At 32.2% G+C, this 24,635-nt stretch carries 27 protein-coding genes; 10 read left to right on the forward strand and 17 right to left on the reverse strand.

The window, feature by feature from the left end:
- Positions 1-102: 102 nt before the first annotated feature.
- Positions 103-669, reverse strand: coding sequence for a YceI family protein (locus CHB80_RS17215; protein ID WP_089372751.1), 567 nt, complete (start codon positions 667-669; stop codon positions 103-105).
- Positions 670-686: 17 nt separating this feature from the next.
- A complete protein-coding gene (locus CHB80_RS17220) occupies positions 687-1,136 on the reverse strand; it encodes a MarR family winged helix-turn-helix transcriptional regulator (RefSeq protein WP_089372999.1) in 450 nt (149 codons plus the stop codon).
- Positions 1,137-1,310: 174 nt separating this feature from the next.
- On the opposite strand from CHB80_RS17220, the gene CHB80_RS17225 reads away from it, so the two are divergent.
- The 5 genes from CHB80_RS17225 to CHB80_RS17245 all read left to right on the forward strand — a co-directional run bounded on the left by CHB80_RS17225 (position 1,311) and on the right by CHB80_RS17245 (position 4,637).
- Entirely contained in the window at positions 1,311-1,817 is a 507-nt protein-coding gene (locus CHB80_RS17225) for a TlpA family protein disulfide reductase (protein WP_089372752.1), read from the forward strand.
- Positions 1,814-2,443 (forward strand): thioredoxin family protein, encoded by a 630-nt coding sequence (locus CHB80_RS17230; RefSeq protein ID WP_089372753.1) that lies wholly within the window; start codon positions 1,814-1,816, stop codon positions 2,441-2,443. The genes CHB80_RS17225 and CHB80_RS17230 overlap by 4 nt, the downstream gene beginning before the upstream one ends.
- Before the next feature lie 106 nt (positions 2,444-2,549).
- Complete coding sequence (locus CHB80_RS17235) at positions 2,550-3,938, forward strand: MBL fold metallo-hydrolase (protein ID WP_089372754.1); 1,389 nt, start codon at positions 2,550-2,552, stop codon at positions 3,936-3,938.
- The gene (locus CHB80_RS17240; RefSeq protein WP_089372755.1) at positions 3,935-4,246 is read left to right on the forward strand and encodes a rhodanese-like domain-containing protein; all 312 of its coding nucleotides are present in this window, start codon (positions 3,935-3,937) and stop codon (positions 4,244-4,246) included. Before CHB80_RS17235 ends, CHB80_RS17240 begins: the two co-directional genes overlap by 4 nt.
- Positions 4,247-4,250: 4 nt before the next feature.
- The gene (locus CHB80_RS17245) at positions 4,251-4,637 is read left to right on the forward strand and encodes a rhodanese-like domain-containing protein (RefSeq protein WP_089372756.1); all 387 of its coding nucleotides are present in this window, start codon (positions 4,251-4,253) and stop codon (positions 4,635-4,637) included.
- Positions 4,638-4,731: 94 nt separating this feature from the next.
- On the opposite strand, the gene CHB80_RS17250 is transcribed toward CHB80_RS17245, so the two are convergent.
- Positions 4,732-6,780 carry an FG-GAP-like repeat-containing protein gene (locus CHB80_RS17250; protein ID WP_089372757.1) on the reverse strand — a complete coding sequence of 683 codons (2,049 nt, stop codon included), beginning with the start codon at positions 6,778-6,780 and terminating at the stop codon, positions 4,732-4,734.
- 22 nt (positions 6,781-6,802) lie between these two features.
- Entirely contained in the window at positions 6,803-7,927 is a 1,125-nt protein-coding gene (locus CHB80_RS17255) for a hypothetical protein (RefSeq protein ID WP_089372758.1), read from the reverse strand.
- A 443-nt stretch (positions 7,928-8,370) separates the two neighbouring features.
- Between CHB80_RS17255 and CHB80_RS17260 the strand changes: the two genes are divergently transcribed.
- A complete protein-coding gene (locus CHB80_RS17260) occupies positions 8,371-8,826 on the forward strand; it encodes a Na(+)-translocating NADH-quinone reductase subunit F (protein ID WP_089372759.1) in 456 nt (151 codons plus the stop codon).
- Here the strand turns inward: CHB80_RS17260 and CHB80_RS17265 are convergent.
- The 3 genes from CHB80_RS17265 to CHB80_RS17275 form a co-directional block, all read right to left on the reverse strand.
- Entirely contained in the window at positions 8,823-9,425 is a 603-nt protein-coding gene (locus tag CHB80_RS17265; protein WP_089372760.1) for a hypothetical protein, read from the reverse strand. The two genes, CHB80_RS17260 and CHB80_RS17265, sit on opposite strands and share 4 nt — an antisense overlap.
- A gap of 40 nt (positions 9,426-9,465) precedes the next feature.
- On the reverse strand, positions 9,466-11,319 hold the full coding sequence (locus CHB80_RS17270; RefSeq protein WP_089372761.1) for a cytochrome-c peroxidase: 1,854 nt from the start codon (positions 11,317-11,319) through the stop codon (positions 9,466-9,468).
- A gap of 91 nt (positions 11,320-11,410) precedes the next feature.
- The gene (locus CHB80_RS17275; protein ID WP_089372762.1) at positions 11,411-12,973 is read right to left on the reverse strand and encodes a hypothetical protein; all 1,563 of its coding nucleotides are present in this window, start codon (positions 12,971-12,973) and stop codon (positions 11,411-11,413) included.
- A 421-nt stretch (positions 12,974-13,394) separates the two neighbouring features.
- On the opposite strand from CHB80_RS17275, the gene CHB80_RS24735 reads away from it, so the two are divergent.
- Positions 13,395-13,553, forward strand: a complete 159-nt coding sequence (locus CHB80_RS24735) for a hypothetical protein (protein ID WP_179218204.1) — start codon at positions 13,395-13,397, stop codon at positions 13,551-13,553.
- A 60-nt stretch (positions 13,554-13,613) separates the two neighbouring features.
- On the opposite strand, the gene CHB80_RS24740 is transcribed toward CHB80_RS24735, so the two are convergent.
- Together CHB80_RS24740 and CHB80_RS17285 are read right to left on the reverse strand one after the other, a co-directional pair.
- Positions 13,614-13,763 (reverse strand): hypothetical protein, encoded by a 150-nt coding sequence (locus tag CHB80_RS24740; protein WP_179218205.1) that lies wholly within the window; start codon positions 13,761-13,763, stop codon positions 13,614-13,616.
- Between the two features lie 338 nt (positions 13,764-14,101).
- A complete protein-coding gene (locus CHB80_RS17285; protein WP_089372764.1) occupies positions 14,102-14,356 on the reverse strand; it encodes a hypothetical protein in 255 nt (84 codons plus the stop codon).
- 502 nt (positions 14,357-14,858) lie between these two features.
- Here CHB80_RS17285 and CHB80_RS17290 point away from each other — a divergent pair.
- Entirely contained in the window at positions 14,859-16,577 is a 1,719-nt protein-coding gene (locus tag CHB80_RS17290) for a helix-turn-helix domain-containing protein (RefSeq protein ID WP_089372765.1), read from the forward strand.
- 388 nt (positions 16,578-16,965) lie between these two features.
- Here CHB80_RS17290 and CHB80_RS17295 read toward each other — a convergent pair whose 3' ends face one another.
- On the reverse strand, positions 16,966-17,187 hold the full coding sequence (locus CHB80_RS17295; RefSeq protein WP_089372766.1) for a hypothetical protein: 222 nt from the start codon (positions 17,185-17,187) through the stop codon (positions 16,966-16,968).
- Positions 17,188-17,626: 439 nt separating this feature from the next.
- On the opposite strand from CHB80_RS17295, the gene CHB80_RS17300 reads away from it, so the two are divergent.
- Both CHB80_RS17300 and CHB80_RS17305 read left to right on the forward strand, forming a co-directional pair.
- Complete coding sequence (locus CHB80_RS17300; RefSeq protein WP_089372767.1) at positions 17,627-19,327, forward strand: helix-turn-helix domain-containing protein; 1,701 nt, start codon at positions 17,627-17,629, stop codon at positions 19,325-19,327.
- 63 nt (positions 19,328-19,390) lie between these two features.
- Entirely contained in the window at positions 19,391-19,588 is a 198-nt protein-coding gene (locus tag CHB80_RS17305; protein WP_089372768.1) for a hypothetical protein, read from the forward strand.
- Here CHB80_RS17305 and CHB80_RS17310 read toward each other — a convergent pair.
- The 7 genes from CHB80_RS17310 to CHB80_RS17340 form a co-directional block, all read right to left on the reverse strand.
- Positions 19,585-20,577: an NAD(P)-dependent oxidoreductase gene (locus CHB80_RS17310; protein WP_089372769.1), complete on the reverse strand. Its 993-nt coding sequence runs from the start codon at positions 20,575-20,577 to the stop codon at positions 19,585-19,587. The two genes, CHB80_RS17305 and CHB80_RS17310, sit on opposite strands and share 4 nt — an antisense overlap.
- 9 nt (positions 20,578-20,586) lie before the next feature.
- Positions 20,587-21,183 carry a hypothetical protein gene (locus CHB80_RS17315; RefSeq protein WP_229746924.1) on the reverse strand — a complete coding sequence of 199 codons (597 nt, stop codon included), beginning with the start codon at positions 21,181-21,183 and terminating at the stop codon, positions 20,587-20,589.
- 51 nt (positions 21,184-21,234) lie between these two features.
- On the reverse strand, positions 21,235-21,681 hold the full coding sequence (locus tag CHB80_RS17320; protein ID WP_089372771.1) for a hypothetical protein: 447 nt from the start codon (positions 21,679-21,681) through the stop codon (positions 21,235-21,237).
- 87 nt (positions 21,682-21,768) lie between these two features.
- Positions 21,769-22,212: an Hsp20/alpha crystallin family protein gene (locus tag CHB80_RS17325; protein ID WP_089372772.1), complete on the reverse strand. Its 444-nt coding sequence runs from the start codon at positions 22,210-22,212 to the stop codon at positions 21,769-21,771.
- A 228-nt stretch (positions 22,213-22,440) separates the two neighbouring features.
- Positions 22,441-22,848 carry a hypothetical protein gene (locus tag CHB80_RS17330; protein WP_089372773.1) on the reverse strand — a complete coding sequence of 136 codons (408 nt, stop codon included), beginning with the start codon at positions 22,846-22,848 and terminating at the stop codon, positions 22,441-22,443.
- Positions 22,849-22,859: 11 nt separating this feature from the next.
- Positions 22,860-23,711 (reverse strand): universal stress protein, encoded by an 852-nt coding sequence (locus CHB80_RS17335; protein WP_089372774.1) that lies wholly within the window; start codon positions 23,709-23,711, stop codon positions 22,860-22,862.
- A gap of 62 nt (positions 23,712-23,773) precedes the next feature.
- Positions 23,774-24,622: a universal stress protein gene (locus CHB80_RS17340; RefSeq protein ID WP_089372775.1), complete on the reverse strand. Its 849-nt coding sequence runs from the start codon at positions 24,620-24,622 to the stop codon at positions 23,774-23,776.
- Positions 24,623-24,635 lie beyond the last annotated feature (13 nt).

A 24,635-nucleotide genomic window follows, 5' to 3' on the forward strand; every position in this document is an offset into this window, starting at 1 on the left:
TTTAGAGTGTAAATATAGGAAGCTGTTTTAAATAAAAAAAGCCTTGATACTAAATTTTGAAAAATAGTCTCAAGGCTTTTGCAATCCTTACATTAAAAATAATTAAAACTTTAAATTTATAGCAAGTTCAAAGTTATCATTAATGGCTTTGTCTTTTAAATTGTCAAAGAAACTTCCAGAACCGTATGTGATCCCATATTTTGTACGATCTACTGTAAGATTTGTAGAAGCTGAATTTCCATTGATACTCATACGAATTTTCATAGATTGTGTAATTCCTTTGATAGTCATATTTCCAACAACACTGTATCCATTACCACTTTTGGCAACTTCAGTAATTACAAATGTTGCAGTAGGAAAATTATTTACACCAAAAAATTCATCAGTTTTTAAATGTCCTTCTAATTTTTCTTTTCCTTTTCCAGCTTCTAGATCTGTTACTTGAATAGAAGTCATGTTTACGGTAAAACTTCCTCCTACGAGTTCATTTCCTTCCATAATAAGTGTTCCTTCCTGTAACTCAATAGTACCTGTATGTGATCCCGTTACTTTTTTTCCAGTCCAAGTAATTGTCCCTTCTTTTACTTTTACTTCTTTTTTAATTGGGTTTGTTGCAAAAGCTCCTGTAACGATAAGTGCTAAAATTGCTGTAAATAGTTTAGTTTTCATTTTTTTGTTTTAAATATTTATTGTCTAAGTTTATTGAGTAGTTTATTGAGCGTCTCCAGCTCATTGTCGTTTAATTGATGGGTAACTTTCTTTTCGGCATTGTTTACTACAGGGTCTATAGTTTCTAAAATAGTCATTCCTTTTTGAGTAATTGTAATTTCTACTTTTCTCCTGTTTGAAGGACAGATAGTACGCTCTACATATCCTTTAGTAATTAATTTATCTACGAGTCGAGTGGTGTTACTGGTCTTCGCTACCATACGAGAATTAATGGTAGAAAGATTTGCTGGATGATTGCATTGCCCCCTTAAAATACGAAGTACATTAAATTGTTGCAACGATATGTCAAAGGGTTTGATGGCTTCTGTAATGATATCATTTGCCCAATTTGCTGAATATAAAAGGTTAATCGTTAGCTTTCGCGAAAGCGGTAATGTCTTAGTTTGTATGATCTCCTCTATTGTCATTACAATTGTTGTATATACAAATGTAATATATTCTTTATTTCTATTTGGAATATTTAACAATTTTTTAAAAATTTGAAGCATTGAAGAAACCAATGCAACAATTTTTTAACGAATAACTCCTAAAGTTTGTTAATAGCACATAGAAAATACAAGCAGTACTATACTTTTGTAGTAATGAAATTTTATACATTCATAGGGTTATTACTTTTGATAAGTTGCAAAGGTGGAAACCAAGAGATTGTTTCTTTTGAAAATTTAGAAGAAGATACGCCATTTATAACAGTAGATTATGAGGGATTAGAGGCGTATCTAGAAACTTCTGAAGCAGAGGTGCATGTGGTGAATTTTTGGGCTACTTGGTGTAAGCCATGTGTTAAAGAATTACCGCATTTTGAAGAGTTAAGAGCTGTATATGATACGGAAGATGTGAAGGTAATTTTGGTAAGTTTAGATTTCCCTGAGCAGATAGAACGCCTTACTCATTTCATTGAAAAGTGGAATATTCAATCAGAAGTAGTATTTTTAGACGATGGGGATGCTAACACTTGGATACCAAAAGTAGATGTAAATTGGTCTGGTGCTATTCCTGCAACGATTATATATAACGATGAAAAACGTTCTTTTCATGAGCAATCTTTCACCTATGATACGCTAGAAAAAGAGCTTAAATTATTTTTATGAAAACATTAAAAATTTTAACTGGTGTTGCTTTTGTAGTGATTTTATCAGCTTTTGTTGTAAGATCAATCAACCCAAATAAAATAGTAGGAAGTGGATATGGAGTTGGGGATATTGCTGATGATATTTCCTTGAAAAATATTGATGGGAAGATGGTATCCTATTCAGATTATACAGATGCAAAAGGGTTCATTGTTATTTTTACGTGCAATACCTGTCCTTTCTCGGTGGCTAATGAAGACCGTATTATTGCATTAGATGCAAAGTATAAAAATATAGGATATCCTGTTATTGCTATCAATCCTAATAATCCAGCATCAAAACCTGGTGATAGTTTTGAAGCAATGAAGCAAAGAGCAAAAGAAAAAGGATTTACGTTCCCTTATCTTGTTGATGAAGGACAGAAAGTATATCCTATGTATGGAGCAACAAAGACACCTCATGTATACTTACTTCAAAAAACACCTAAAGGGAATGAAGTAAAATATATAGGCGCTATTGATGATAATTCTAGAAATGCTAGCGCTGTAAAAGTGAAGTATCTTGAAAATGCAGTAGATGCATTACTATCTGGAAAAACAATTAAAGTAACAGAAACAAAAGCAATAGGTTGTTCTATAAAAGCATAACCGATTGATTCTTTCTAAATAATTAAAAATCGAAACTTAATCAAGTTTCGATTTTTTGTATCTCCCTATTTTATTTCCTTAAATTTGTACCAAACTACGCGTGCTTATGATCTTAGAACAGATGTACACAAAATGTTTAGCTCAAGGGGCTTATTTTATAAGTTCTCAAGGAGAAGCTATCATTATAGATCCTTTACGAGAAGTGCAACCTTATCTTGATCTTGCTAAAGATCATGATAGCACTATTAAATATGTATTCCTTACTCATTTTCATGCAGATTTTGTGAGTGGTCAAGTAGACTTAGCAAAAGCAACAGGTGCTACTGTAATACTTGGTCCTAATGCAAAAGCAGCCTATGATTATCATGGAGCAAGGGATGGAGAAATTTTTGAGGTAGGCGCACTTCAAATAGAAGTTATTCATACACCTGGGCATACCATGGAATCTACATGTTATTTATTACGTGATGAAGAAGGTAAAGAACAAGCACTTTTTACAGGCGACACTTTATTTATAGGGGATGTAGGGCGTCCGGATCTCGCTGCAAAATCGGATCTTACCAAAGAAGATTTAGCAGGACATTTATACGATAGTTTACATAACCGTATCATGCCATTGTCAGATGATATTATTGTATATCCTGCACATGGAGCTGGCTCTGCTTGTGGTAAAAATATGAGTAGCCAAACCAGTGATACTCTAGGAAATCAAAAAGAAACGAATTACGCATTTAAGTTACATAAAGAAGACTTTATTAAAGAGTTAGTAACGGGCTTAAGTGCACCTCCTAGCTATTTTCCTGAAAATGTAGCTATGAATAAACGAGTAAATACAGACTTTGATACCATTATAGAAAGAGGAACAACCCCTCTTTCAGTGTCAGCATTTGAAGCATTAGCATTGCAAGAAGATGTGCTAGTCTTAGATACAAGAAGTGTTTCCGCTTTCGCGAAAGCGTCTCTGCCAGGAGCTTGGTTTATAGGATTGAGTGGGCAATTTGCTCCGTGGGTAGGTGCAGTGGTGAAAGATATCAACCAAAAAATTATAGTCATTGCCGAACAAGGGAAAGAAGAAGAAGTGGCAACACGTCTTTCAAGAGTAGGTTATGATCATAGTTTAGGCTATTTAAAAGGAGGTGTTGAGGCATGGATTTCGGAAGGAAAAGAAGTGGTAGAGACACAAGAGGTAACAGCACAAGAGTTTATAGATGGATTATCTAACGGTAGTATTGCATATCCAATAGATGTACGTAAAGATGGAGAATTTGCGACGAGTCATATAGATGGAATAACACACATGTCTTTAGATGAAGTCCATACAAACAGTAAGGATTTAGACCCTTCAAGGACCTATCATGTACATTGCGCAGGAGGTTATAGATCATTAATATATGCTTCTATTGTACGATCTCAAGGAATTAATATGGTAAATGTATTAGGTGGGTATGGAGCCATTAAAAAAACAGAATTAGGAACAATTAAATTAACAGAATGAAAGATATAACAGTAGAAGAGTGGAAATCACTTATAGCAAACGATGATAATGCAGTGATTTTAGATGTTCGCACACAAGACGAAGTTGATGAAGGCGCTCTTGAGAATGCACATCACATCGATATATATTTAGGACAAGGCTTTATAGAAGAAGTTAAAAAATTAGATACAGCAAAGAACTATTATATTTATTGTCGTTCTGGTAACCGTAGTGGTCAAGCATGTGCTATTATGGGGCAATTAGGTTTTGAAAACACCTACAATATGTTAGGGGGTTATACCGCTTGGGCAGAAGAATTAGAAGATTAATAAGATGCGTATTCTTTTATCTATATGTTTTTTAGTAGCTATTGTAGCTTGTAAAGAGAAGTCTACTACACCACGTGTTGAAGTTATTTCTGTTCAAGAAATGAGAGAGGTGCTTAAGGAAGAGTCTGTACAATTAATTGATGTGCGTACACGTAACGAATATGCTTCTAACCATATTAAAAATGCTAAAAACATCGTATATCAAGGAGATGATTGGGAAGCTCAGATTGCAACGTTAGATAAAAAAAAACCTGTATATGTATATTGTCAAAAAGGTGGAAGAAGTGCCAAATGTGCTTCTTTGCTAGAAGCAGCAGGTTTTGAGAAAGTATATGATTTAAAAGGAGGTATATCGCAATGGATAGCTCAAGGATATCAAGTTGAAGAATAATTTTTTATTTCATGATTTCCTAAAGATAGATATAACAGATATAAAAAAAAGCGTGCTTAATAGCACGCTTTTTTGTTAAACCGTATTTGTTATTTTACTTTTTCAAAAATTGTTGCACATATGTTGTGTTGTCTTGAAGAATACGGATAAAATAATTCCCTGTAGCGAGGCCACTAACGTCTATTGTTTTTGTGTCACCAAGTTTAGCATTCATTACACGCTTTCCATCTACTGTAAATACAGAGTAGATAGCATTATTTAATTGAATTGATGTTTCTAGATTGATAACATTATCTGCTGGATTTGGATAAACTTTTAGATCATTTCCAGTAGTGATTTCATCTATACTTAGGGCTTCACTTTCATAAATAATAAGTGTATCATTAATATCAGGATCTTCTACTAAAGAAATTAACCCAGAAGGCCAGTATACAGTTACGGTTTCGATTTCTTCATCTTGACCAAGACCAAAATGTGTATTGAGCGAACTCATATATCTAAATCCTTCACCACTTCTTACATCTCTAATTTGAGTTCCTAATCCAGGAGAGGTTATTTCTACACGCGCCCCAATACCATTTAAATTACTTTCGTCTCCTACAGTAACAATTTTAATCCAATTGTTATCATTTCCATTGTTTAGGAAAAGACCATTACTAAAAATATCAAGGAATCCATCATTATTTGCATCACCTATTGCACCACTTTGAGGTACTGTTTGTGTGATAGTTTCAAAAGATAATCCGTCACCTCCATTTAGGAGAATTTGTCCATTTGAAAATATATCAATGTGTCCATCATTATCAAAATCGGCAGGTGCATTTTCAATACCTAAAGGAGTATTAGATAGATCTACAGAACCAGAAATATCTGTAAAAGTTCCGTCTCCATTATTACGCATATACTTTGTAGGTCCATCTGAAGTAGAACTAGCACCAATATATCCATCCATATCTCCATCATTATCATAATCTCCCCAAGCAGAAGACCATGTTTGTACTGGGTCAGCTAAATTTACACCAGCATCTCCAGCTACATTTGTAAAGGTGTTATCTCCGTTATTTCTGTGTAACTGATTAATTTTTGCAGGAGTATTTCCTCCACGACATTTTGCAATAAAGAGATCCATATCACGATCATTATCATAATCAATCCATACAGTACCATAATTACCTCCATTTGCGACAAGACCTAAACCAGAAGGAATTCCATCTGGATCTGCTCCTTGGTAGAAAGTGAGGTTTCCTTCTCCATCATTAATGTAGTATACATTAGGAGCAACATCGTGACATACAAAAGCATCTAAATGACCATCATTATTAAGATCTACAAAGTTAGAACGTTGAGAAAAGACATATTCTGGTCCAGATATTTCAGTATATGCTGTACCATCTTCATTTGCCATCATAAATGTGACACCACTACCACCTCCGTATAAAAGATCATTATATCCATTGCTATCTATATCTCCAACAGCAAGACTCCATGAAGGCGTATAGTCTGCGGGTGTAGTATTTATATTTACAGAATCAAAACCACCAGCTTCCAGTTGGTAATTGATATTTATGTTTGTAGCAGATACAGAAACCAGATCATCAAGATAATCCCCGTTCATATCTACCATTGCTAGTCTAGATCCGCTTGTAGAAGTGCCTTGTGCTGTAAAAGTAATTTGTCCTGGAGGTGGTTCATCGGCTTCATTGATTTCAAAATCAAAACCAGCTGAAGACCATCTATTATCCCAAGCGATATAGTAAGATTCTCCTGCCGTTGCTTGAAATGAAGCTACAGACAAAAATCCATTCCCAACATTTCCTGCATCATCATCGCCTATAAGGCAATTTAAATTATCACAGTCACCTGTATATATTTGTACACGGGTATCTCCTCCAGAGTTTACTTCTAGATCAGAAGTTACGGTTACGTATACATCATCTCCAGCAGGGGCGGTATAGATATACCATTCTCCATTACTTGCAGGATCTGTTGTTTCTGTAGTACAGACAGGTGTTGGAGCTTCTCCATCAATACCGTCTACAGTATGTGTTCCAGCTGCTACAGCAATTGCATTTGCACAGTCTTGTTGTGCATACATTGCAAAAGGCAAGCATAACAATGAGGTGTAAAGTAGTAGTTTTCTCATAATTGGTTTAGTTTAGTTTAGTCTATTCGCATTCTATATCTAATTCATTGATAAATTCTTCTAATAATGTTACTGCTTCTTCATGTATAAGTGTTCTACCTAATAACGGCATACGAGCTTCTTCGGCTGTTGTATTTAATCTAAAATAAAGGGTAGATCTCTGTATATTTCCAGGACGTATAATGTGTGTAAGTCCATTTCCTAAATCTTCATCAGGTTCAACACATACACCTATATTTTCATCAAGAAGTGATGATGTGTAATCTAGACGTATAGGTCTATAAGAACAATGTCCATCATCTATATGACAATGAGCACAGTTTACTTCAAAGTAATTACGAACTCTATCTTTTAAGGGGGCACTTGTGTCTTCCCAATCTATAAGTGTATTTATATTTGCAGGAGCAGATTGTAAATACCCTTCTTCAATCCATTTATCTAATTGGTTTGAGGTAGTACCGTCTGTATACGTGAAATCTCTATTGAGGTTTTGAGGTTTTGGACCAATAGGAATGGAGGTGTCTCCCGTTTTATGACATGTTTGACATTCGGTTACATTTGGAATTCTATAATTTACAGATCTGGTCTCTCCATTTAATTCCCACATAACATCTACATTACTACCATCAAGATTATAAGTAGCTTCTGTTTGGGCTTCATTCCATATATAATCTGCAAATTCCCAACCATCTGTAGTATTAATAAGAAGTCGAGTTTCTAAAATACGTCTTGAGTTTGAAGGGAGTGCATTGTCATAAAAAAAGTTTTTTATAAGAATGGTACCTACAGGAAAAACTAACAATTTATCATCTGCGTCATAGGTAGCGCTTACGCCTTCAGGCATCCATACAAATCGTTTTTTTATAGAGTAATCAGAAAATAGTTTATTGATAAGAGAATATTCAAGTACTCCTTCATTTGGAGCAAGATTTGCCAAGTTGCCTTCAAAAAAACCATATTCAGATAGGGTGTTAAAGGGAACAGCAGTTAAATCAATGGTAACTCCCATATCAGTAGCACCTCCATCATCATCTGTCATCATAGGATCATCATCTGTTTCACTCATAGGAGTGTAATTGTCGTCGTTTCCGCAGGATAATAATAATGTAAAAAGTATCATTGTGAGTACAAAAGGATACGTACGCATAATTGGTGTAGTTTTGAAAAGTTTAGTTATAGTTTATAGTTGATTAAACTTCTTTATCACTGATAATATAACATATAAAATGTTATTGTTATATGCATTATAATGCTAAAGTGTTAAAAAGGTTTTGATCTGTAAATGTCTTACTAAAATAACAACTCAATGTCAAAAGTTCCTACCTTGTTCTGTTAAAAATATTAAAATTACCTTTCATCTCTGTTTTATAGTGGGTTATACATTGTTTGTCTGTCAATAATTCCTATAATACTTGTCATGTGATGAGAATGAGGTTTTACATGCTTTAATGCTTCGCTCTTCCTATGGTCGTGAATCTCACAGGTTCAATTTCGCGAAAGCGTATTCAATAAAAAAACATTAGAAGAGAGTGTTAATTATTATGGTTATTAAGAGGATATGTAGTATTTTAATCTTATAAAAATAGAGTTATGTATACGCCTAAAAGATTAGAACAAGCGATTACAAAATTGTATACTGCTTTTCATACTGATATGTTGCATCCTGAATGTTGCAAATCCTGTGCGGTTGGGAATATTCTAAATAATAGCGAGGCTTGGAAGCATCTTTCTGATGCACATGGTTCTGTGCTTTTAAATTATATAGGGAAAGTACATCAAGGGCTAGGAAGGAGATTTAATGGGTATACACCGCAAGAGTTGTTACAGATAGAAGCTGTTTTTTTAAAAGCATGCGGATATTCTTTACCTCTTAACCATAAAGGTGTAAAACCTTCTAATCCTAATGATAAAGAGTTATTGTTTGAAGGGCTTTCAAAAACTATTTCTTATTTATGTATGCTTGATGGTGTGACTAATGTGATGGATTACTCTAAATTATTTGAGTTTAAAGAAGATCACGCACCTGTTCATGAGCTTGCTTTTTAGTTCTTTTTATGGTACTCATTATATTCTTTAATATAATTTTCTAAGGCATTTCCTACTGCTACTTTTTTCCATAATTCAATATCTTTTTCTATGACTCTAGGGTCATAAGAGGCATTGATGTATTTTTTTAATGATGTAATGTATTGTCTATTATTTGTAGGTATTTTTATGATAGATTGTCTTCCAGTTATTGCATAATCACCTTCGTAGGATACACAGAATACAAGAACTTGATCTCCTTTTGAGAGATTTGTTCCTTCAAAACAATCTGTGGAGATACTTCCTATGGTATTCATATCTCTGTTATGTGATTTTGAATCTAAGATTACTTCTTCTATTGCAATATGCCCTTCTACAGAAGTATAAATAGCATCTTCAGCAACCTCAGCAGGATTTTCTATTTGGGTTACGGTACCTACTATGATAAGGCTATAGCGAGATCCAAAACCAAAAGGTGTAAAGTCATTGGCCCAGTACATATAGCCAAGATCTAGTGTATCTGTTTTTATTTGTGTGTTCTGAATCTCTTTATGAGATTGACATGCCACTGTAGCAAACAAAGTGATACTAATTAATAAACATGTGTATAAGAGTTTCATAGTGTATGAAAACTAGTGATACTCTAAAATACAATTTAATTTAATAGCGATCTACTTGATCATCTGTCAATGTTTTAATAAAATCGATAAGTGATTGTTGTTCTTGGTCTGTTAACTGTAATTGGTCAAAAGGTAAAGTTTGATGTTCTAGTTCAAAGCCTAGACCACCGCCACCTCCTTTATTATAAAAATCTATTACTTCTTCTAATGTATTATAAACACCATTGTGCATATAAGGAGCAGTTAAAGTAGCATTACGTACGGTAGGAGTTTTAAACATTCCTTTATGCAGGGGTTCATTAAATTTCCAATAGTATCCTAAATCATCATCAAGAGTTGTATTTCTTGCAGTATTTGGAACACCTATGACTTCTCTTTCTGTTTCTTTAAAAAAAGGAGGAACGGTTCCATTGGTTAAAGGAATGAAATGACAGGTAGCGCATAGTGCTTTTCCCATGAATAAATTCATACCATCTTTTTCACTTTGAGTAAATGTATTTTCTTCCCCTCTCATATTTCGGTCAAATTTTGAATTAAATCCATTAAGTGTCGATACGTATGAAGAAATAGCTTTTACAACATCTGTATTACGATTAGAAAGACCTCCATAGGCTTCTTCAAAAAGGGCTATGTATGTTGCGTCTTGTAAAATGTCTTTTGAAAATGTATGAACATTAGAGTCAAACTCTTCACTATTAGTAAATACAGAGGATACTTGATCAATTAAGGTTTGAGAACGACCATCCCAAAAGAAATTTTGCTGGAATATTGTATTGATTAATGTAGGGGTGTTTCTTTTTAAATTCCCTCCTGTATTATTTTTATTTACAATAAGTCCATCTGTGTAGCCTTTAGATGGAATATGGCAAGTAGCACACGCCATTTCTTTCGTAGATGATAGATTCTTATCAAAAAATAGTTTTTTACCTAATGTGATTTGTGTCTCAGTTGTGTTTTTATTGATTCCAGAGGTAAAAAAAGAAATGTTATAGCTGTTATTTTCAAAAAAGGTTGGCGCATCAAAATTAAATGGTTGTGTATGGGTTCCTTCCCATAATTGAGAAGCTTTTCTAATATTGACCCATGAGCGTATAACAGGATTTAAATATTCTCTGATGAATGTGTATCGGTCAAAATTTTCAAAATCAGTATGAGTTGCTGTATAAGTAATTGCAGATTCTATTTGTTTAGAAAAGCGTCTATCCAGATCGTTGTTTTTATCTTGAATAATTTTCTGAATGCTAACCGTATAACTATCATATAGATTTTGTAATGAAATCGCACTTTCCTGAATTCCTAATTGACTTACTGGGGTGTCAAATCCTGAGATAGAGAAACTTAAAATACGGAACAGTTGCTGATGCGTTGCAATGAAGTATCGTTGGGCTGTAAGTTCTCTTTTCTCAATACTTTTTTTAAGGCTATTTAATAAACCAAGTGTAGTTTTTAATTCGTTTTGATAATGCCTTGGATTAGTGACCCCTTCATAAATGCTCTCTTCTATTTTTTGTAAACCTATAGGAGGTAGTATTTTTCCATTATCTTCTTTGTAAATAGGTAATGCAGGACCATTTACACGGTGCCCTACTTCAGGGTTAAGATAGGAAGCATAGGGTTCAGCTTTTTTAAAAGCAACACGAACTTCTTTAAATATTTTTTTTGCTTTTGTAGCACTATCTGGAATATGTTGTAAACTATCCAATAGTGTAATAGCTGTATTAATTTCTTTTAAATAAATAGTAGTACGTGTATCTTGCCAATTAGGCTCTAATGCTAGCGAATATGAGCTGTCTTTCATTTGTTCTTTACAAGAAAAGATTCCAGTTATAATGCTTATAAAAAGTAAACTTGGAAGAATTAGATAGGGTTGTGATTTGGATATTACACGGTGCATAATAAGAATGGTATTGATGTTAAGATAGCAACCCTCAATTAAAATGAGGGTTGCTTAGTGGAATACTAAAAATAAATTGATAAGGCTAATTTTATCTTGGTAAACCTCGAAGAATAACTACTTGGGATGCTTGATTATCTTCATTTACAGTATTGATATGTCCGTCTAATCCTGCAAAGTCATCACTTCTCCAGTAATGAGGTTGTATGTTAAGTAGGAATGTATTTGGCTCTCCTATTTTATCAGAGATATCTATAAGAGCACCAAATTCTCCATTTAGTCCAGTACTATTATCTTGTGCAAGATCCATACGAACTACAAGTTCAAGAACTACAGAGGGATTGTTTCCATTTATATCTGTTTGATAAATGTAAGCTGCATGCCCTCTATCAAAAGAATTAGGGTCTTCTTGTATGTATACAAAATTTTCTGTTACAGTAATGTTATCCGGACTTTGTAATTCAGGAAGGTTTCCGTCTGCATTATTTGTATCTGTATTACCACTTACGATTTGAGTTATAGTACCTTCTAGAGGATTTGTTGGGTTTAATTCTAACTTGTAAACCGTTCCCCAGTCATTATAAGTTCCTTGGCCAGGACCTCTTCCAGTTACAGCCACAAATATATTTCTTCCATTTACGTCACTTCCTTTTTGATAATCTACATCTTCTACACGCATAAATTGTGAAGCAAATACATCATTACAAGCATCTTCCATTTCATTTTTAGTAAGGGATGCTCCATTTGGAATTTCTACAAACTCTATCTCATACGTATTTCCGAAGTCTAATGAAGATTCATTATATTGAGTATTTGCAACTACATCTTCTACACCTCCAGTACCGTCAGATATTTCTTTTAAGCGTAATACATAAATACTCCCATTGTCAAAATCGTCATCGCCATTAGTAGAGTAATACATTGTAATTTGCCCTTCAGATCCACTTGAATCGTCATCGCCACCTACAATAACAGTAGCATTAGGATATGCATTTTGAGGAAGTGGCACTGCATTTTCCCAAGAAAACTCCCCTAAAGCGTCTAATCCGAAATCAGCTTGTGGTGTTGGAGTTGTAACACGCGGGTCTATTGCTTTTACATCATTACTAATGCTTTCAGATGCAGATAGAAAGATATCTTGAGAACCTCCATGGATATCTGCTTCCCACATAGTAGCAGAACATTGTCTTGCAAAATCTGCTACTCCAGAATCTAATAAGTAATCTCCTGAGATCGGAATAAGATTTTCATCTAAACGGATACGAGCAACTGCATAGCTGTCTTCACAGTTTGTAACAAATATATACTCATCACCATCTACTAAGAAACCTGCCCCATCTGCAGATCCTGCAAGTTGGAAGTCACCTCCAATTACATCAGGAGTTGAAATTAATGAATATGCTTCTACATAATTGAACTGAGGAGTAATTGCAACTAAAGGTGGCGTAGGAGATTTGTCAGCAAAGATAGTCTCTTCCATAACAAAATCTTCACCATCTTCACCATCAGCACCGTCTTGCCCATCTACACCATCTTGACCATCTACACCGTCAGTTCCGTTAAGACCGTCTTCTCCATCTTCACAACCTATAGTAAAAGATGCTATAGCAGTAAATAGAAAGATTTTAAAAAAGAATAATTTGAAATTTTTCATGAGTTTTTTTGATTTAATACAGTTGATTAATTATGAGGTCATAAAATTAATTTCAGTATGTATAAACCCTGTTATCTCATTATATATTCTAGTTTATAAAAAGGTTGATTTTATGTTATTGATTTTACAGAATCTTAACGTGAGATTTTACAAATCCTTAATGAATTTTAAAATTTTGATTCCGAATTTTATAGGTTATCATTAGGGTATGTTTTCTTTCTCTTGAATATGGTGATAGTAGAAATCTTTGATCTCTCCTTTACAAAATGAATACTAGGAGGTGTCAATTTTGTTATTTTATTAATACACTTTTGAGGTGGTATACTACACATTTGTAATTCATACGCTCTTATATGAAATAACTATTTTAATTAGCGTGTAGTTTTTATAGATTTAAGGAATGAATTTTAAAAGTATATATATGAAAACTAAAGTATCAGCTTTTCAAGAGCAAGCATTATCTAGTATAGAAGAGTTAAAAGTAAGAGGTGGAAAAGGTATCGCATCAAAACCCCAAAATTGGGGAAGACCAACAGAAGAATTATTTGGATCTTATCATTTTATTACAGATGGAGATTAGTATATTTTTATAAATAGTAAGGTCGTAATAAACTAAATAATACGACCTTACTTTTTGTTATTAGCAGTTTACACAAATGTGTGGACATCCAGAAGGAGGATTGCTACAATCGCAAAATGCTACACGGCCGCAATTTGGATCCCAACCTCCATCAATACCTTTTTGTTCTTCTATACTTAAAGTTTTTCCAATTCTCAATAGATCTTTCATATTTAAAATTTTAATTGATTGTTTTTTACTACCTGATCATTTATAGACACTCAGATTTTATGTCTGTTTAATTTTTTACTACTAGAATATTCTACATTCTTCACCAGATCCAAATATATCAGAACATGGGACGCATATACCGCCTAAAGAAGCACATGTTGAAGGGCAAGACGGAGCGCAACCACTACCTATGAATGGGCGACGAGCACCTTGGATTTCTTTTTGCTCTATAACGTTTAGGATTTTTCCTAGTTTTAATAAGTCTTTCATAATTTCATTGTTTGTAAAAAGTAGATTTACTTCAAAAGGTGTTTACCTACTTATAAGTTAATACTTTATTAGACTGGAGAGTCACAATTCATCCCAACATTTTCAGGGCAGATTCCACCGCCTCCAGGATAGTCTCCTCCTCCAGGCACTATACATTGTTCTGTAGTGATTTCGCATACTAGACCATCAGGACAACTTATTCCAATACCTATTCCGCATCCTCCAGATGAACCATCAGATATAATAACTTCACCAAAACCTGCTGTGATGTTTTTCATTTCAGCGTTACTTAAGCTTCTTCCAATTTTTAATAAATTTTTCATGCTTTACTTGTTTATGATTACTAAAATCTTGAACTTTTAAAGACACTCAAGATGTATGTCTGTGTAATTTATCTACGTCATGGTATTGTGTTAAATACCATGGTCTTACACTCAAACATCCCTTTTTTAATATGGCATTACAAGAAAAATTTACAGGAATTCGCGGAATTTCAGTATTTAAAAACATGCTTAAATAGCTGGTTTTTAGTGTGTTGTGTTCTTTTTGAGTCAAATAGATAACTGATGGTAAAAAAACAGCGGTACGACTATTATATCCTACAGTTTATAAGCAGAACATTTATCTTTATAAGATGTAGATGCTGATTTTTAATATTTTATCTTTTGAATTTTGTTATTCAGGATGGGTACGCTTTCGCGAAAGCGTATACTAGATATAAAGAAGTATATTCCTTAAAAAAGATTAGATAACTACTTTATAGTACGTGTATATTTTTGATTTCATTATTTTAGAGAAAAATAAGCTCCCCTAAAACAAACATTTATGTGTTTCATTAAAATTCGATCTTTTATATTCTGGAGTTTATTATGCTTATACACTAGCAGCAACGCACAAGATGAAACACAACACATACCCGATTCTTTAGAAGGAAAGAGTTATAAGTATTTAAATGATCGTTTTTTAGAGAACAGAAATGATACTACACTAGTTAGAATATATTTAAATACCTTAATTGCTAAAGCTATTATTAATGATGATAAGATTGCTAAATCTCATGGATTAATCAGGTTGTCTTCTTATGCAATTAATGATGAAGAAAAACTTAATTATATACAAGAATCAATAGCAGAAAGTAATGCTGTAGATTCTACTTATGCTATTCCTTCATATAATTCTCTCGGAATATATTATTATGTGCGTTACGATTATGAAAAAGCATTACAGCAATACATAACAGTGTTGAATTTATCTATTAAAAAAGGAATTAAAAGTTATGAGGTAAATGCATTAGATAATATTGGTAAAATCAAATTAGATATTGGAAAGTATAAGGAAGCTTTAGCTATATATAGAAAGTGTTTCTACCTAGATCAATCAAGTGATGATGAAAAAGAACTATCTATTTTAGAATCTTCATTAGGCCTTTCTGAATCTTTTAGATATAATAAACAATATGATTCGGCTTCTTATTATTATGAAAAGGTTATAAAAAGAGTAAGAGAAGAGTACCCTTTAAGATTGAGTAAAGCTTTAATTAATGAAGGAATAAACTTGTATCATAAAAATGAAAAAGAAGCAGCAGAGATATTATTAAGAGATGGAATGTCTCATGTTAATTTTAACTCTCAATATGAATTGAAATATTATACGCTTGCAAATTATTACTTAGGTGAGATGATACAATCAAGTGATCGTAAAATGGGAGAAAACTATTTTCTAAAAGTTGATTCTTTAGTAACCAAATATGATTTTAGTATTGCTGAAGTAAAAGGTGCCTATACGACATTGATAGCTAATTATAAAGCTAAAGATGATTATAAGAAGCAATCGTATTTTCAAAGTAAACTACTTCATTTTAATGAAGTAATTACTACTAGGAATTTAACCGTTTCTAATCAATTAAATGCAGAGTTTGATACACCTAGACTTTTAAAAAGCAGACAAGAACTAATTGAAAGTTTAAAAAATAAAAATAGGCAGTTATCTTTAGAGAAAATCCTTCTCGCAATTGTTTTAGTTCTAGCTATCGGGTTATTTCTATTACAATATCTAAAAAATAAGAAGTATAAGAAACGATTTGAAAATATAATTAAAGAGATAGATATAACAGCTAAACAAGAAAAAGATTTTGATAAGATCCCAAATACATCAAAACTTACTATTGATGTTCAATTGGTAAAAGATATATTAAATAAGCTAGATGTATTTGAATCAAAAAAAGGATTTTTAAAGAATTCAATAACCATAACATCCTTAGCTAGAAAATTATCCACCAATACAAAGTATTTGTCTAAGATTGTAAATACATATAAAGGGAAAACTTTTATAACGTATATCAATGATTTACGTATAGAATTTATTTTAAAGGAATTAAAAGTAAATTCGACTCTACAACGGTATACAATGATGGGGATTGCAGAAGAAGCTGGTTTTAATTCGGCAGATTCTTTTTCAACTGCTTTTAAAAAGAAAACAGGTATTTCACCTTCCTACTACATAAAAAAAATTAAAAATATCGAAAAAGAAGAGATGATGCTGTAGTATAACTCTTCATACTATTTTATTAATTTAACACTGATTTCTATTATGAAAAAATCAACATCTTTAAAGAAGTTATCTTTAAAAAAGCTCACAATTTCAAGATTAACTAACGCAGATAGGATACAAGGAGGTTCAGGTATATGTGGAGGGACTAACTCAAAGAGTGATCCTGTTGAAGATTGCCCTTTAACCTGTAATGCCTTTTTATCAGGGTGCAGATCTTGTAATAGTCAACACCATACGGAAGAGAATTGTTAATATTTAATAGCTTGTCAAGCTAGATATATAAGTTCTTTTAGAATATTGAAACAATTATATTATTCATTATAAAAGGGGCTACTTATTTATGAGGTAGACCCTTTTAAATGCTAAATTTTATGATCTCTATTTAACACTGCATCCCTGGATTTTCAGGACAGATGTCACCTCCACCACCACCTCCAGGTGATATACAATAACCATCTACAGTACATACCGTATCACCAGGACATTCATAGGCACTGCATGGCCAATCATCGCCAGGCGTTGTGAAAGTTATTCCAGCACTAGCAGTAATACTTTTTAACTCAGTAGTGTTTAAACTTCTTCCAATGTTCAATAAATTTTTCATAATTAATTTGTTGTATTAATTGATTTTATCTTGACCCTTTAAAGACATTCAAGTGTATGTCTGTCATAATTGGTATGGAGATTTTATGATGAAAAAATCTCATAGTCTGACACTCAAATGTCATTTTTTTAAGGGCGATTGACAAGAAATACTAGTAACGATTCCGCGAATCGAAACAAGGAAATTAGAATGTAAGATATTGTTTGTTAGGTTGTTGTGTGTATTTTTTGAGAGAGAAATGTAGTCTATCAAATTTTGCTGTTTATCTCAATTTAAAAGCGTTTTTTTATATATGAAAAGTGCTACTGCGGTTATTTTTTAAGGAAAGATATATGCTAATAGTATCTGTTCAGAAAGTGTCAATTTTTTAAAACCTACTTTTAAGATTGATATTTACAATTTGATTACTTTAGAACATTAAATAATATCCCCCTTACCATTGAAAACATATGTACTATTATCTAAAAAATTCTATTTTTCATTAGGGGTATTTTTGTGTGTTAGTAGTGTTGTATTGGGGCAAACTAACCCCTTTGAAATACCAGACACGCTTATTGGAAAAACATATGTAACTCTCTATAATGAATATAAAAAGCATATTTCAGATACCACATATGCTAAATTATATCTCAATACTTTTCTTCAAAAAGCAACAGAAGAGGATCATAAAATAAATAGAGCTATCGCATTAAATGAACTTTCTTATTATGCAGTAACTAAGAAAGATAAACTACGTCTTATACAAGCGTCATTATTAGAGAGTAATAGTGTAGATTCTATGTATTCTATTCCTACTTATAATAATTTGGGATTGTATTATAAGAATTATTATGATTATGAGAATGCTTTAGAACAATATCTCAAAGTTGTAAGACTTGCCCAAAAGATAAATGATAAGACATATGAAGGAATTGCTTTAAATAATATTGCTAAACTCAAAACGGAGATAGGCGATTATGCAAGAGCATTAAAATTATATAAAAGAGGGTTTGATCTAGAGAATAATCAAGGAAATATCTCTGAAGAGGCGTTGGTGATTGCTTCTGTTGAATTGGCCGAATCTTATCGATATAATAAAAAGTACGATTCGGCTTCTTATTATTATCATACTGTCATAACGCTTGTAGAGAAAAATTACCCTTATGTATTAAGTACAGCAAAAATTAATGAAGGAATTAATGCATATTATAAAAGAGATTTTAACCAAGCACAACTTTTATTAGAAGAAGGAACAGCTCTTATAAATTTGAATTCTTCATATTATTTAAAATACTATATACTCGCACAATTTTATTTAGGAAAAATAAATGAATCTCTAGATAAAGATCTGTCAATGTCCTATTATCAAAAAATAGATTCTTTACTCACACAAGTAGATATTGTCATTCCGGAAGTAAGAGAAACCTATGAGTTTTTAGAAATCAATTATGAAAAAAATAATGATTACGAAGGACAACTTTATGCGATAGATAAATTATTGAAATTTGATAGTATTACTGCAGCTAGAAAGATAAATACATCTTATAAACTAAATGCAGAGTTTGATACTCCAGAATTACTTAGAAATAAAGAATTACTGATTAAAAAATTAGAAAATAAAAACCATCATCTTAACTTAAATTTTATTTTTCTATTTGCTATCATTATAATAGCTCTTATCGTAATTATCATTCAATTTAGAAGACATCGATTATACAAAATACGTTTCGATAAATTGGTAAGTGAATTAAATAATAAACCTGAAGAACTTCAAAAAATAGATATAGAAAAAGCCTCTAAAGATTTAAATATAGACCCAAGAATAGTTACTTCAATTTTACATAAACTCCAGGTTTTTGAATCAAAAAATGGGTTTTTAAAAAATACAGTTACCATCACATTATTAGCTAAAAAACTCTCTACAAATACAAAGTATTTATCAAAAATCATAAATACCTATAAAGGGAAAACATTTGTTCACTATATCAATGATTTACGTATTGAGTATATTTTACAAGAGTTAAAGGTTAATCCTAGGTTGCGTCATTATACAATTTTGAGTATTGCTAAAGAGGCTAGTTTTAACTCAGTAGGTGCTTTTACGGGAGCATTTAGAAAGAAAACAGGCATTAGTCCTTCCTATTATATTAAGAACTTGTAACATAGAAAAGGATGAAGTGTAATTTTTGTATATTCATTTTTCTTCAATCGTAAAATCAAAATCATGAAAAAACCTCTAAAAAAATTATCACTCAATAAGCTTATTATTTCTAAAATCAACATTTCTGATCAAATTAAGGGTGGATCTGGAAATGTGATATGCAAGCCTAGAAGTGAACCACTTAATAATTGCCCGCCTCCTCATAGTTGTTTAAGAACAGCTTGTCCATCTTGTATAACAGATCAGGTAAATGGTTGTTAAGCAAGTCTGTTTTTAGGATGCTCGTCACGTTGCCATGCTGTAAGATTTTCTATAGTTGTAGCAGCAATATTAGAAAGTGCCTCTTGCGTCGCAAATGCCTGATGTGGCGTGAGTAATACCTTGGGATGTTTTAATAAAGATTCCAGTAGATGATCTTCAGGAATGTCTGATGATCTATTGTAAAAAAACACACCGCTTTCTTTTTCATACACATCTGTTGCATATCCAGCTAATCTATTAGAATCTAAAGCTTCTAAAATAGATTTTGTATGTACGACAGCGCCTCTTGAAATATTTATAATATAGGTGTTAGGTTTCATGCAATTGAGCATTTCCTTATCTATAAGCTGGTAGGTACTTGTATTTAAAGGAATACTTAATAAAATAACATCACATTGAGAACAAAGTTCTTTAATAGTAGTATAGCGCACCCCATAATTATGAATCAAATTTTTATTTAAATCAATATCTGTAGCCACTATTTGAGTATCAAACCCATGGAGAATTTTTGCAATTACACTGCCAATTCTTCCTGTGCCTATAATTCCTATTGTTTTCCTCTTTAAGTCCATACCTACCAAATTGGAAAGTGTAAAATTATACTCTTGAACTTGCTTATTGGATATGGTGATTTTACGATTTATTGCTAGTAAAAGTGCTATTGCATGCTCAGCAATAGCATTAGGAGAATAATCTGGAGCATTTGCTACTTTTATGTTGAGCTTTTTAGCTTTATTAAGATTTACATTATCGTATCCAGCAGATCTTAACGTAATATATTGTACTCCAAAATCTTTAAGTTTTTCTAATACATTAGCAGATGCATCATCTGCAGAAAATATAGAAATGGCATCATACCCTATAGCTTTCATGGCAGTATGAGTTGTGAGCCTATCTTCTATAAAATCTAGTGAGTGAATGCTATCTTGACTTGCATTATTTAAATACGGAATTTCAAAATCTTTAGCAGAATAAACAAGTGTTCTCATAAATTGTTTTTAGTCGCTTGTAATAAGCAGTTTTTGTTCTTCAAGTACCCATAGAAGTACATTTATGTAATCTTTAATAGCCTTACGTGTGCTATCGGGTTGTGTAATATCTATACTCCCTCGCCAAATAATTTCTCTGTCTTTTGTAGGACAGATACAATAGAGAGAAGATTCTGCATGATATACCGTGTAGACATCTGCATATTCACCTTCCGTATAAATTTTTTGATTGGAATAGTAATCTTCTTCAAAACTATTAAAGAGTGTATCGAAGCCTTCATAAGATTGTAATAAGCTCTTTCTATCTTCTGCTCCTATAATTTTAGATACCAAAATTGCGTCATATCCCTCTTGGAGCATTGCATTTTCTAATGCATCTAATTCTTCTTGAGTGTGTGGACGTTGTGTGTAATTTTCATCAAAAAATTGATCGCTCTCTATGGCTTTAACTCCTTTACTTTGAAGTTGATTTACCAATCTTTTTTCAAAACGCTTTCTATTATCTACATCATTAGTCATCGCTATGACAAGCACTTTTTCGGCATAAAATGTATCAATGTCTGGATTTTTCCAGTTTTCAACTAAGTCGCTTGAGGTACAACTCATCAATAGTGTTAACATACTGCATAACAGGTAGTAAGCAATCGTTCTCATAGGTTATTTACTTAAAAGTGTTTTTTGTTTTCTTTTTTTAAGGCTTTCTTTCATGATATCAAAAGCGTCATTTTTAATACGCTTATAAGTATCATTAAAGTCCTGTATTTTTAATTCTAATAATACATGTCTTTCTTTAAAAGCTTTTTCTTTTTGAAGTTCATTTACCTCGTCTATCAAAACTTCTAGTGCATTCCGATGTTCTTCCAGTAGTTTTTTAAGGTCAGCTATTTTTGTTTTATATCCAGAGAGCTTACTAATATGTTTTTTAGTTTTTTCAAAATCTGTTTCAGAAAGTAATAGTAAGGTATTGTCGCTTAAAAGTTCTTTTAAAAAATTCCACTCTACTTCAATAAACTCTATTTCAGACTGCCATTTTAAAGTGGTATTGTGTATCTCTTCTGGGCTATACCATTCTAGGTATTTAAACTTATATTGGTTGGTATACATAGCGTTAGATTTTTAATGAATTTGCTTTCGCGAAAGCGTATAAAAACGATAGCGATTGTAAAACAACCCCTATCGTTTTAAAGTGGTTTATGCTATCTCAATCTTACGTGTTTGTGATGCTTTTGTTACTTCGTTTTTCTGAAGCGTAAGCTTGAGAATTCCATCCTGATAATTAGCAGAAACCTCTTGATCTTGATCTACCGTAGAAGGTATTTGTAGTTTGCGCTCAAAACTATTATAACTAAACTCTTTGCGCGAATAATTTTCTTTTTCTTCTACCTTTTCATCGCTTTTTGAAGCGGCTATAGAAAGAATGTCGTTCTCTACAGTGATATCAATTTCATCTTTTGAAAAGCCAGGTACAGCCAGCTCTATCTCAAAATGATCTTCTTTATCCTTTACATTCATTGCTGGTTGGTTTTTACTTTTTGTAAAGAAATCATCAGCAAAAAAACGATCTGTGTTCATCCAATCTGTTACATCTCCGGATAACCATGGAAATTTATTTCCATTAAATTTAATAAGTGACATACTAATGTGGTTTTTAAGTTACTATTCAATTACTCTGTAAAAGTAGCTGTCATAATTCAAGAAAAATATGACGATAGTCAGTTCTTGAATTAATTTTATTATTCTGAATGTCAGCGTTTTATTAGCGGGGTGACAATTAAGGGTGCAAGTGTTTAACCCCCTGGAATTAGGGTGTTATAAAGGTTTGTTATACGCTTTCGCGAAAGCGTATAAAGAAAAAATACATTGTTAATGGTAGGATTTAAAAAAATCGAGAATCAATGCTTTTACTTGATTTTCTGTCATACTATCTGCCACTTGTAATGTGACCACTTTACTAGAAAGTGTTTTGTATTGTTCACTTAATTCTTTTCTGAATTTTTTAACGGCTTCTGCAGGTCCGAAAAGTGCTAATTGATCTACATCTTTAATGTGTTCTGTGATTTTTTTAAAATACGTTTTAAGCTGTTGATTTTCATAAGCCAGATATTTACTGTCATGTACAACATCCTGCGGACCACCTTTTAATTTTGTTCCGGATCCACCTTGAATATGAAAATCATCTACTTCAGACATAAGTGTTAAAAACCCGTTTTCTTTTGTAGTGTCAAGTATAAATGCTTGACGTTTATCCATCCAGATTCCTATATTTTTCATAAGTTCTATTTTTAATTTCTAAAATCGTGTAAGGCCATGATTGGGACTTTTGAATAGAGTCCAATTTCTTTAACCATGGGTTTTGAAAAGACACTTCCAAAAAAGGCATGCTTTTTATTTATAAAGGCTATCATATCGCTTTCGCGACTTTCTACAAATATTCTTACAGCTTCTGAAATAGATGAGCCATGAAGGGTGTGAAATGTATAAGTGACTTCTTCAAAACACTCTTCTAGTAGCTGTTTGTTATTTTTTTGAACCTTATCTAAGGTATCATCAGTATCTACATGTATGACACGTATAGGAGCATTTGCATGTTTAGCAATAGTAGTAAGGTACTGTAGTTCTCGGTGTTTGAAATGTGTTTTGAAACTTGTAGGAAAAACGATCTCTTTTAAGCCTCCATATCTTGCTTCTTCTGGAATTGCAATGACAGGACAGTTTCTTAATTTTTCCATGGCAGTAATAGCATTACTACCAAAAACAACACTTTTAGAATTTGTACTCCCTTTGGTACCCATGATCACCATATCGATGTCTTTTTTTTCTACAATATCTTTAAGTGCTTCTAGAAGTGAATTAAATTGTGAGATGGTATAAAACGTATGTTTATCATCACGATCTCTAAATGAGAGCATTTCTAATATTTTAGAGAGTCCTTTTTCTGAAATGGTTTTTGCTCTTTCAAATTCAGTTTCACCAGGTTCAGGAACCATCATACTTTCAAGTACATAACCTTTGGATGTATATGCATTAAGGATATAAAATTCACATTCTTTACCCTTAAATAAGTCTGTTGCATAACTTATAGCATTCCACGCATTTTTTGAAAAATCGGTAGGTAATAAAATTTTAGTTTTCATAGTAAGTTGATATTTGATTTCTTAAAACTATTTGTTATTACATAGTATTACTATGATATTTATCAGTCTTGTGTAGTAAATATTAATACAGGTATTGTTGTGTGAAATCCTATATTTTTCACAATATCTTCTTTAAATAATCTTTTTAATAAGCTGTGTTTGTGGTAGGTAAGCACTAGCATATCAACATTCATTTTCTTGATAAATTCATCTAAGACCTTTTCTTTCTTTGAAGTGTTAGATAGCCAGTGTGTTGTGTGTTCTAGTCCAGAAAGGCTGTTCTTTATTTTTTTATAATTAGATTCTACAATATGTTCAGGACTTTTTTGGTCATATACGTGCGTAATTTTTAGAACTCCATTGTTAGATTTTATAATATCTTCTAATGTTTTTATCTCATGTGGTAAAATAGATTCTTTAAAATCTGTAGCATATGCAATAACTTTCGGAGGTATGAAATTTGCTTCGTTAGGAATAATGAGCAAGGGGAGTTTTTTAATTTTTTTGATGAGTTTGATTGTTTGACTCCCTATGAATATTTCTTTTAAACCAGAAGCTCCTTTTGTTCCCATTATGATAAGAGTAATTTCTTTTTCCTTTTGTAGTTTATGAATGCATTTAAATAATGGGAATCCTGTTATAATGGTTTCAAAATTGATTTTTATGTCTTCTGTGTCTCGAGTGATTGAATGGGTTAGTTTTTCAAATTCTTTTGATACTCTTCGTTCTATATCCAAACACAAATCATCATTGCGTCCAATGTCGATTCTACTTGTTGACATTGAAAATTCTTCCTCATATGAATGAACAAGCGTTATGGTGTAGGTTTCGTTTGGATACAGTCTAGTAGCATATAATAAGGCATTGTATGCATTATCTGAAAAATCTGTAGGAACTAGGATATGTTTCATGTCTATTAGTATT

Source organism: Dokdonia pacifica (assembly GCF_900188275.1).
In the GTDB taxonomy this organism is placed as follows: domain Bacteria; phylum Bacteroidota; class Bacteroidia; order Flavobacteriales; family Flavobacteriaceae; genus Dokdonia; species Dokdonia pacifica.

Excerpts from the sequence above, each read along its gene's own strand:
- CHB80_RS17315 (WP_229746924.1), bottom strand. The coding sequence starts at position 21,183 with ATGAGTTGTACCTCAAGCGACTTAGTTGAAAACTGGAAAAATCCAGAC.
- CHB80_RS17245 (WP_089372756.1), top strand. The coding sequence starts at position 4,251 with ATGCGTATTCTTTTATCTATATGTTTTTTAGTAGCTATTGTAGCTTGT.
- CHB80_RS17230 (WP_089372753.1), top strand. The coding sequence starts at position 1,814 with ATGAAAACATTAAAAATTTTAACTGGTGTTGCTTTTGTAGTGATTTTA.
- CHB80_RS17310 (WP_089372769.1), bottom strand. The coding sequence starts at position 20,577 with ATGAGAACACTTGTTTATTCTGCTAAAGATTTTGAAATTCCGTATTTA.
- CHB80_RS17320 (WP_089372771.1), bottom strand. The coding sequence starts at position 21,681 with ATGTATACCAACCAATATAAGTTTAAATACCTAGAATGGTATAGCCCA.
- CHB80_RS17305 (WP_089372768.1), top strand. The coding sequence starts at position 19,391 with ATGAAAAAACCTCTAAAAAAATTATCACTCAATAAGCTTATTATTTCT.
- CHB80_RS24740 (WP_179218205.1), bottom strand. The coding sequence starts at position 13,763 with ATGAAAGATCTATTGAGAATTGGAAAAACTTTAAGTATAGAAGAACAA.
- CHB80_RS17250 (WP_089372757.1), bottom strand. The coding sequence starts at position 6,780 with ATGAGAAAACTACTACTTTACACCTCATTGTTATGCTTGCCTTTTGCA.
- CHB80_RS17275 (WP_089372762.1), bottom strand. The coding sequence starts at position 12,973 with ATGAAAAATTTCAAATTATTCTTTTTTAAAATCTTTCTATTTACTGCT.
- CHB80_RS17285 (WP_089372764.1), bottom strand. The coding sequence starts at position 14,356 with ATGAAAAATTTATTAAAAATTGGAAGAAGCTTAAGTAACGCTGAAATG.
- CHB80_RS17290 (WP_089372765.1), top strand. The coding sequence starts at position 14,859 with ATGTGTTTCATTAAAATTCGATCTTTTATATTCTGGAGTTTATTATGC.
- CHB80_RS17240 (WP_089372755.1), top strand. The coding sequence starts at position 3,935 with ATGAAAGATATAACAGTAGAAGAGTGGAAATCACTTATAGCAAACGAT.
- CHB80_RS17295 (WP_089372766.1), bottom strand. The coding sequence starts at position 17,187 with ATGAAAAATTTATTGAACATTGGAAGAAGTTTAAACACTACTGAGTTA.
- CHB80_RS24735 (WP_179218204.1), top strand. The coding sequence starts at position 13,395 with ATGAAAACTAAAGTATCAGCTTTTCAAGAGCAAGCATTATCTAGTATA.
- CHB80_RS17335 (WP_089372774.1), bottom strand. The coding sequence starts at position 23,711 with ATGAAAACTAAAATTTTATTACCTACCGATTTTTCAAAAAATGCGTGG.
- CHB80_RS17235 (WP_089372754.1), top strand. The coding sequence starts at position 2,550 with ATGATCTTAGAACAGATGTACACAAAATGTTTAGCTCAAGGGGCTTAT.
- CHB80_RS17215 (WP_089372751.1), bottom strand. The coding sequence starts at position 669 with ATGAAAACTAAACTATTTACAGCAATTTTAGCACTTATCGTTACAGGA.
- CHB80_RS17330 (WP_089372773.1), bottom strand. The coding sequence starts at position 22,848 with ATGAAAAATATAGGAATCTGGATGGATAAACGTCAAGCATTTATACTT.
- CHB80_RS17225 (WP_089372752.1), top strand. The coding sequence starts at position 1,311 with ATGAAATTTTATACATTCATAGGGTTATTACTTTTGATAAGTTGCAAA.
- CHB80_RS17260 (WP_089372759.1), top strand. The coding sequence starts at position 8,371 with ATGTATACGCCTAAAAGATTAGAACAAGCGATTACAAAATTGTATACT.
- CHB80_RS17325 (WP_089372772.1), bottom strand. The coding sequence starts at position 22,212 with ATGTCACTTATTAAATTTAATGGAAATAAATTTCCATGGTTATCCGGA.
- CHB80_RS17265 (WP_089372760.1), bottom strand. The coding sequence starts at position 9,425 with ATGAAACTCTTATACACATGTTTATTAATTAGTATCACTTTGTTTGCT.
- CHB80_RS17340 (WP_089372775.1), bottom strand. The coding sequence starts at position 24,622 with ATGAAACATATCCTAGTTCCTACAGATTTTTCAGATAATGCATACAAT.
- CHB80_RS17270 (WP_089372761.1), bottom strand. The coding sequence starts at position 11,319 with ATGCACCGTGTAATATCCAAATCACAACCCTATCTAATTCTTCCAAGT.
- CHB80_RS17255 (WP_089372758.1), bottom strand. The coding sequence starts at position 7,927 with ATGCGTACGTATCCTTTTGTACTCACAATGATACTTTTTACATTATTA.
- CHB80_RS17220 (WP_089372999.1), bottom strand. The coding sequence starts at position 1,136 with ATGACAATAGAGGAGATCATACAAACTAAGACATTACCGCTTTCGCGA.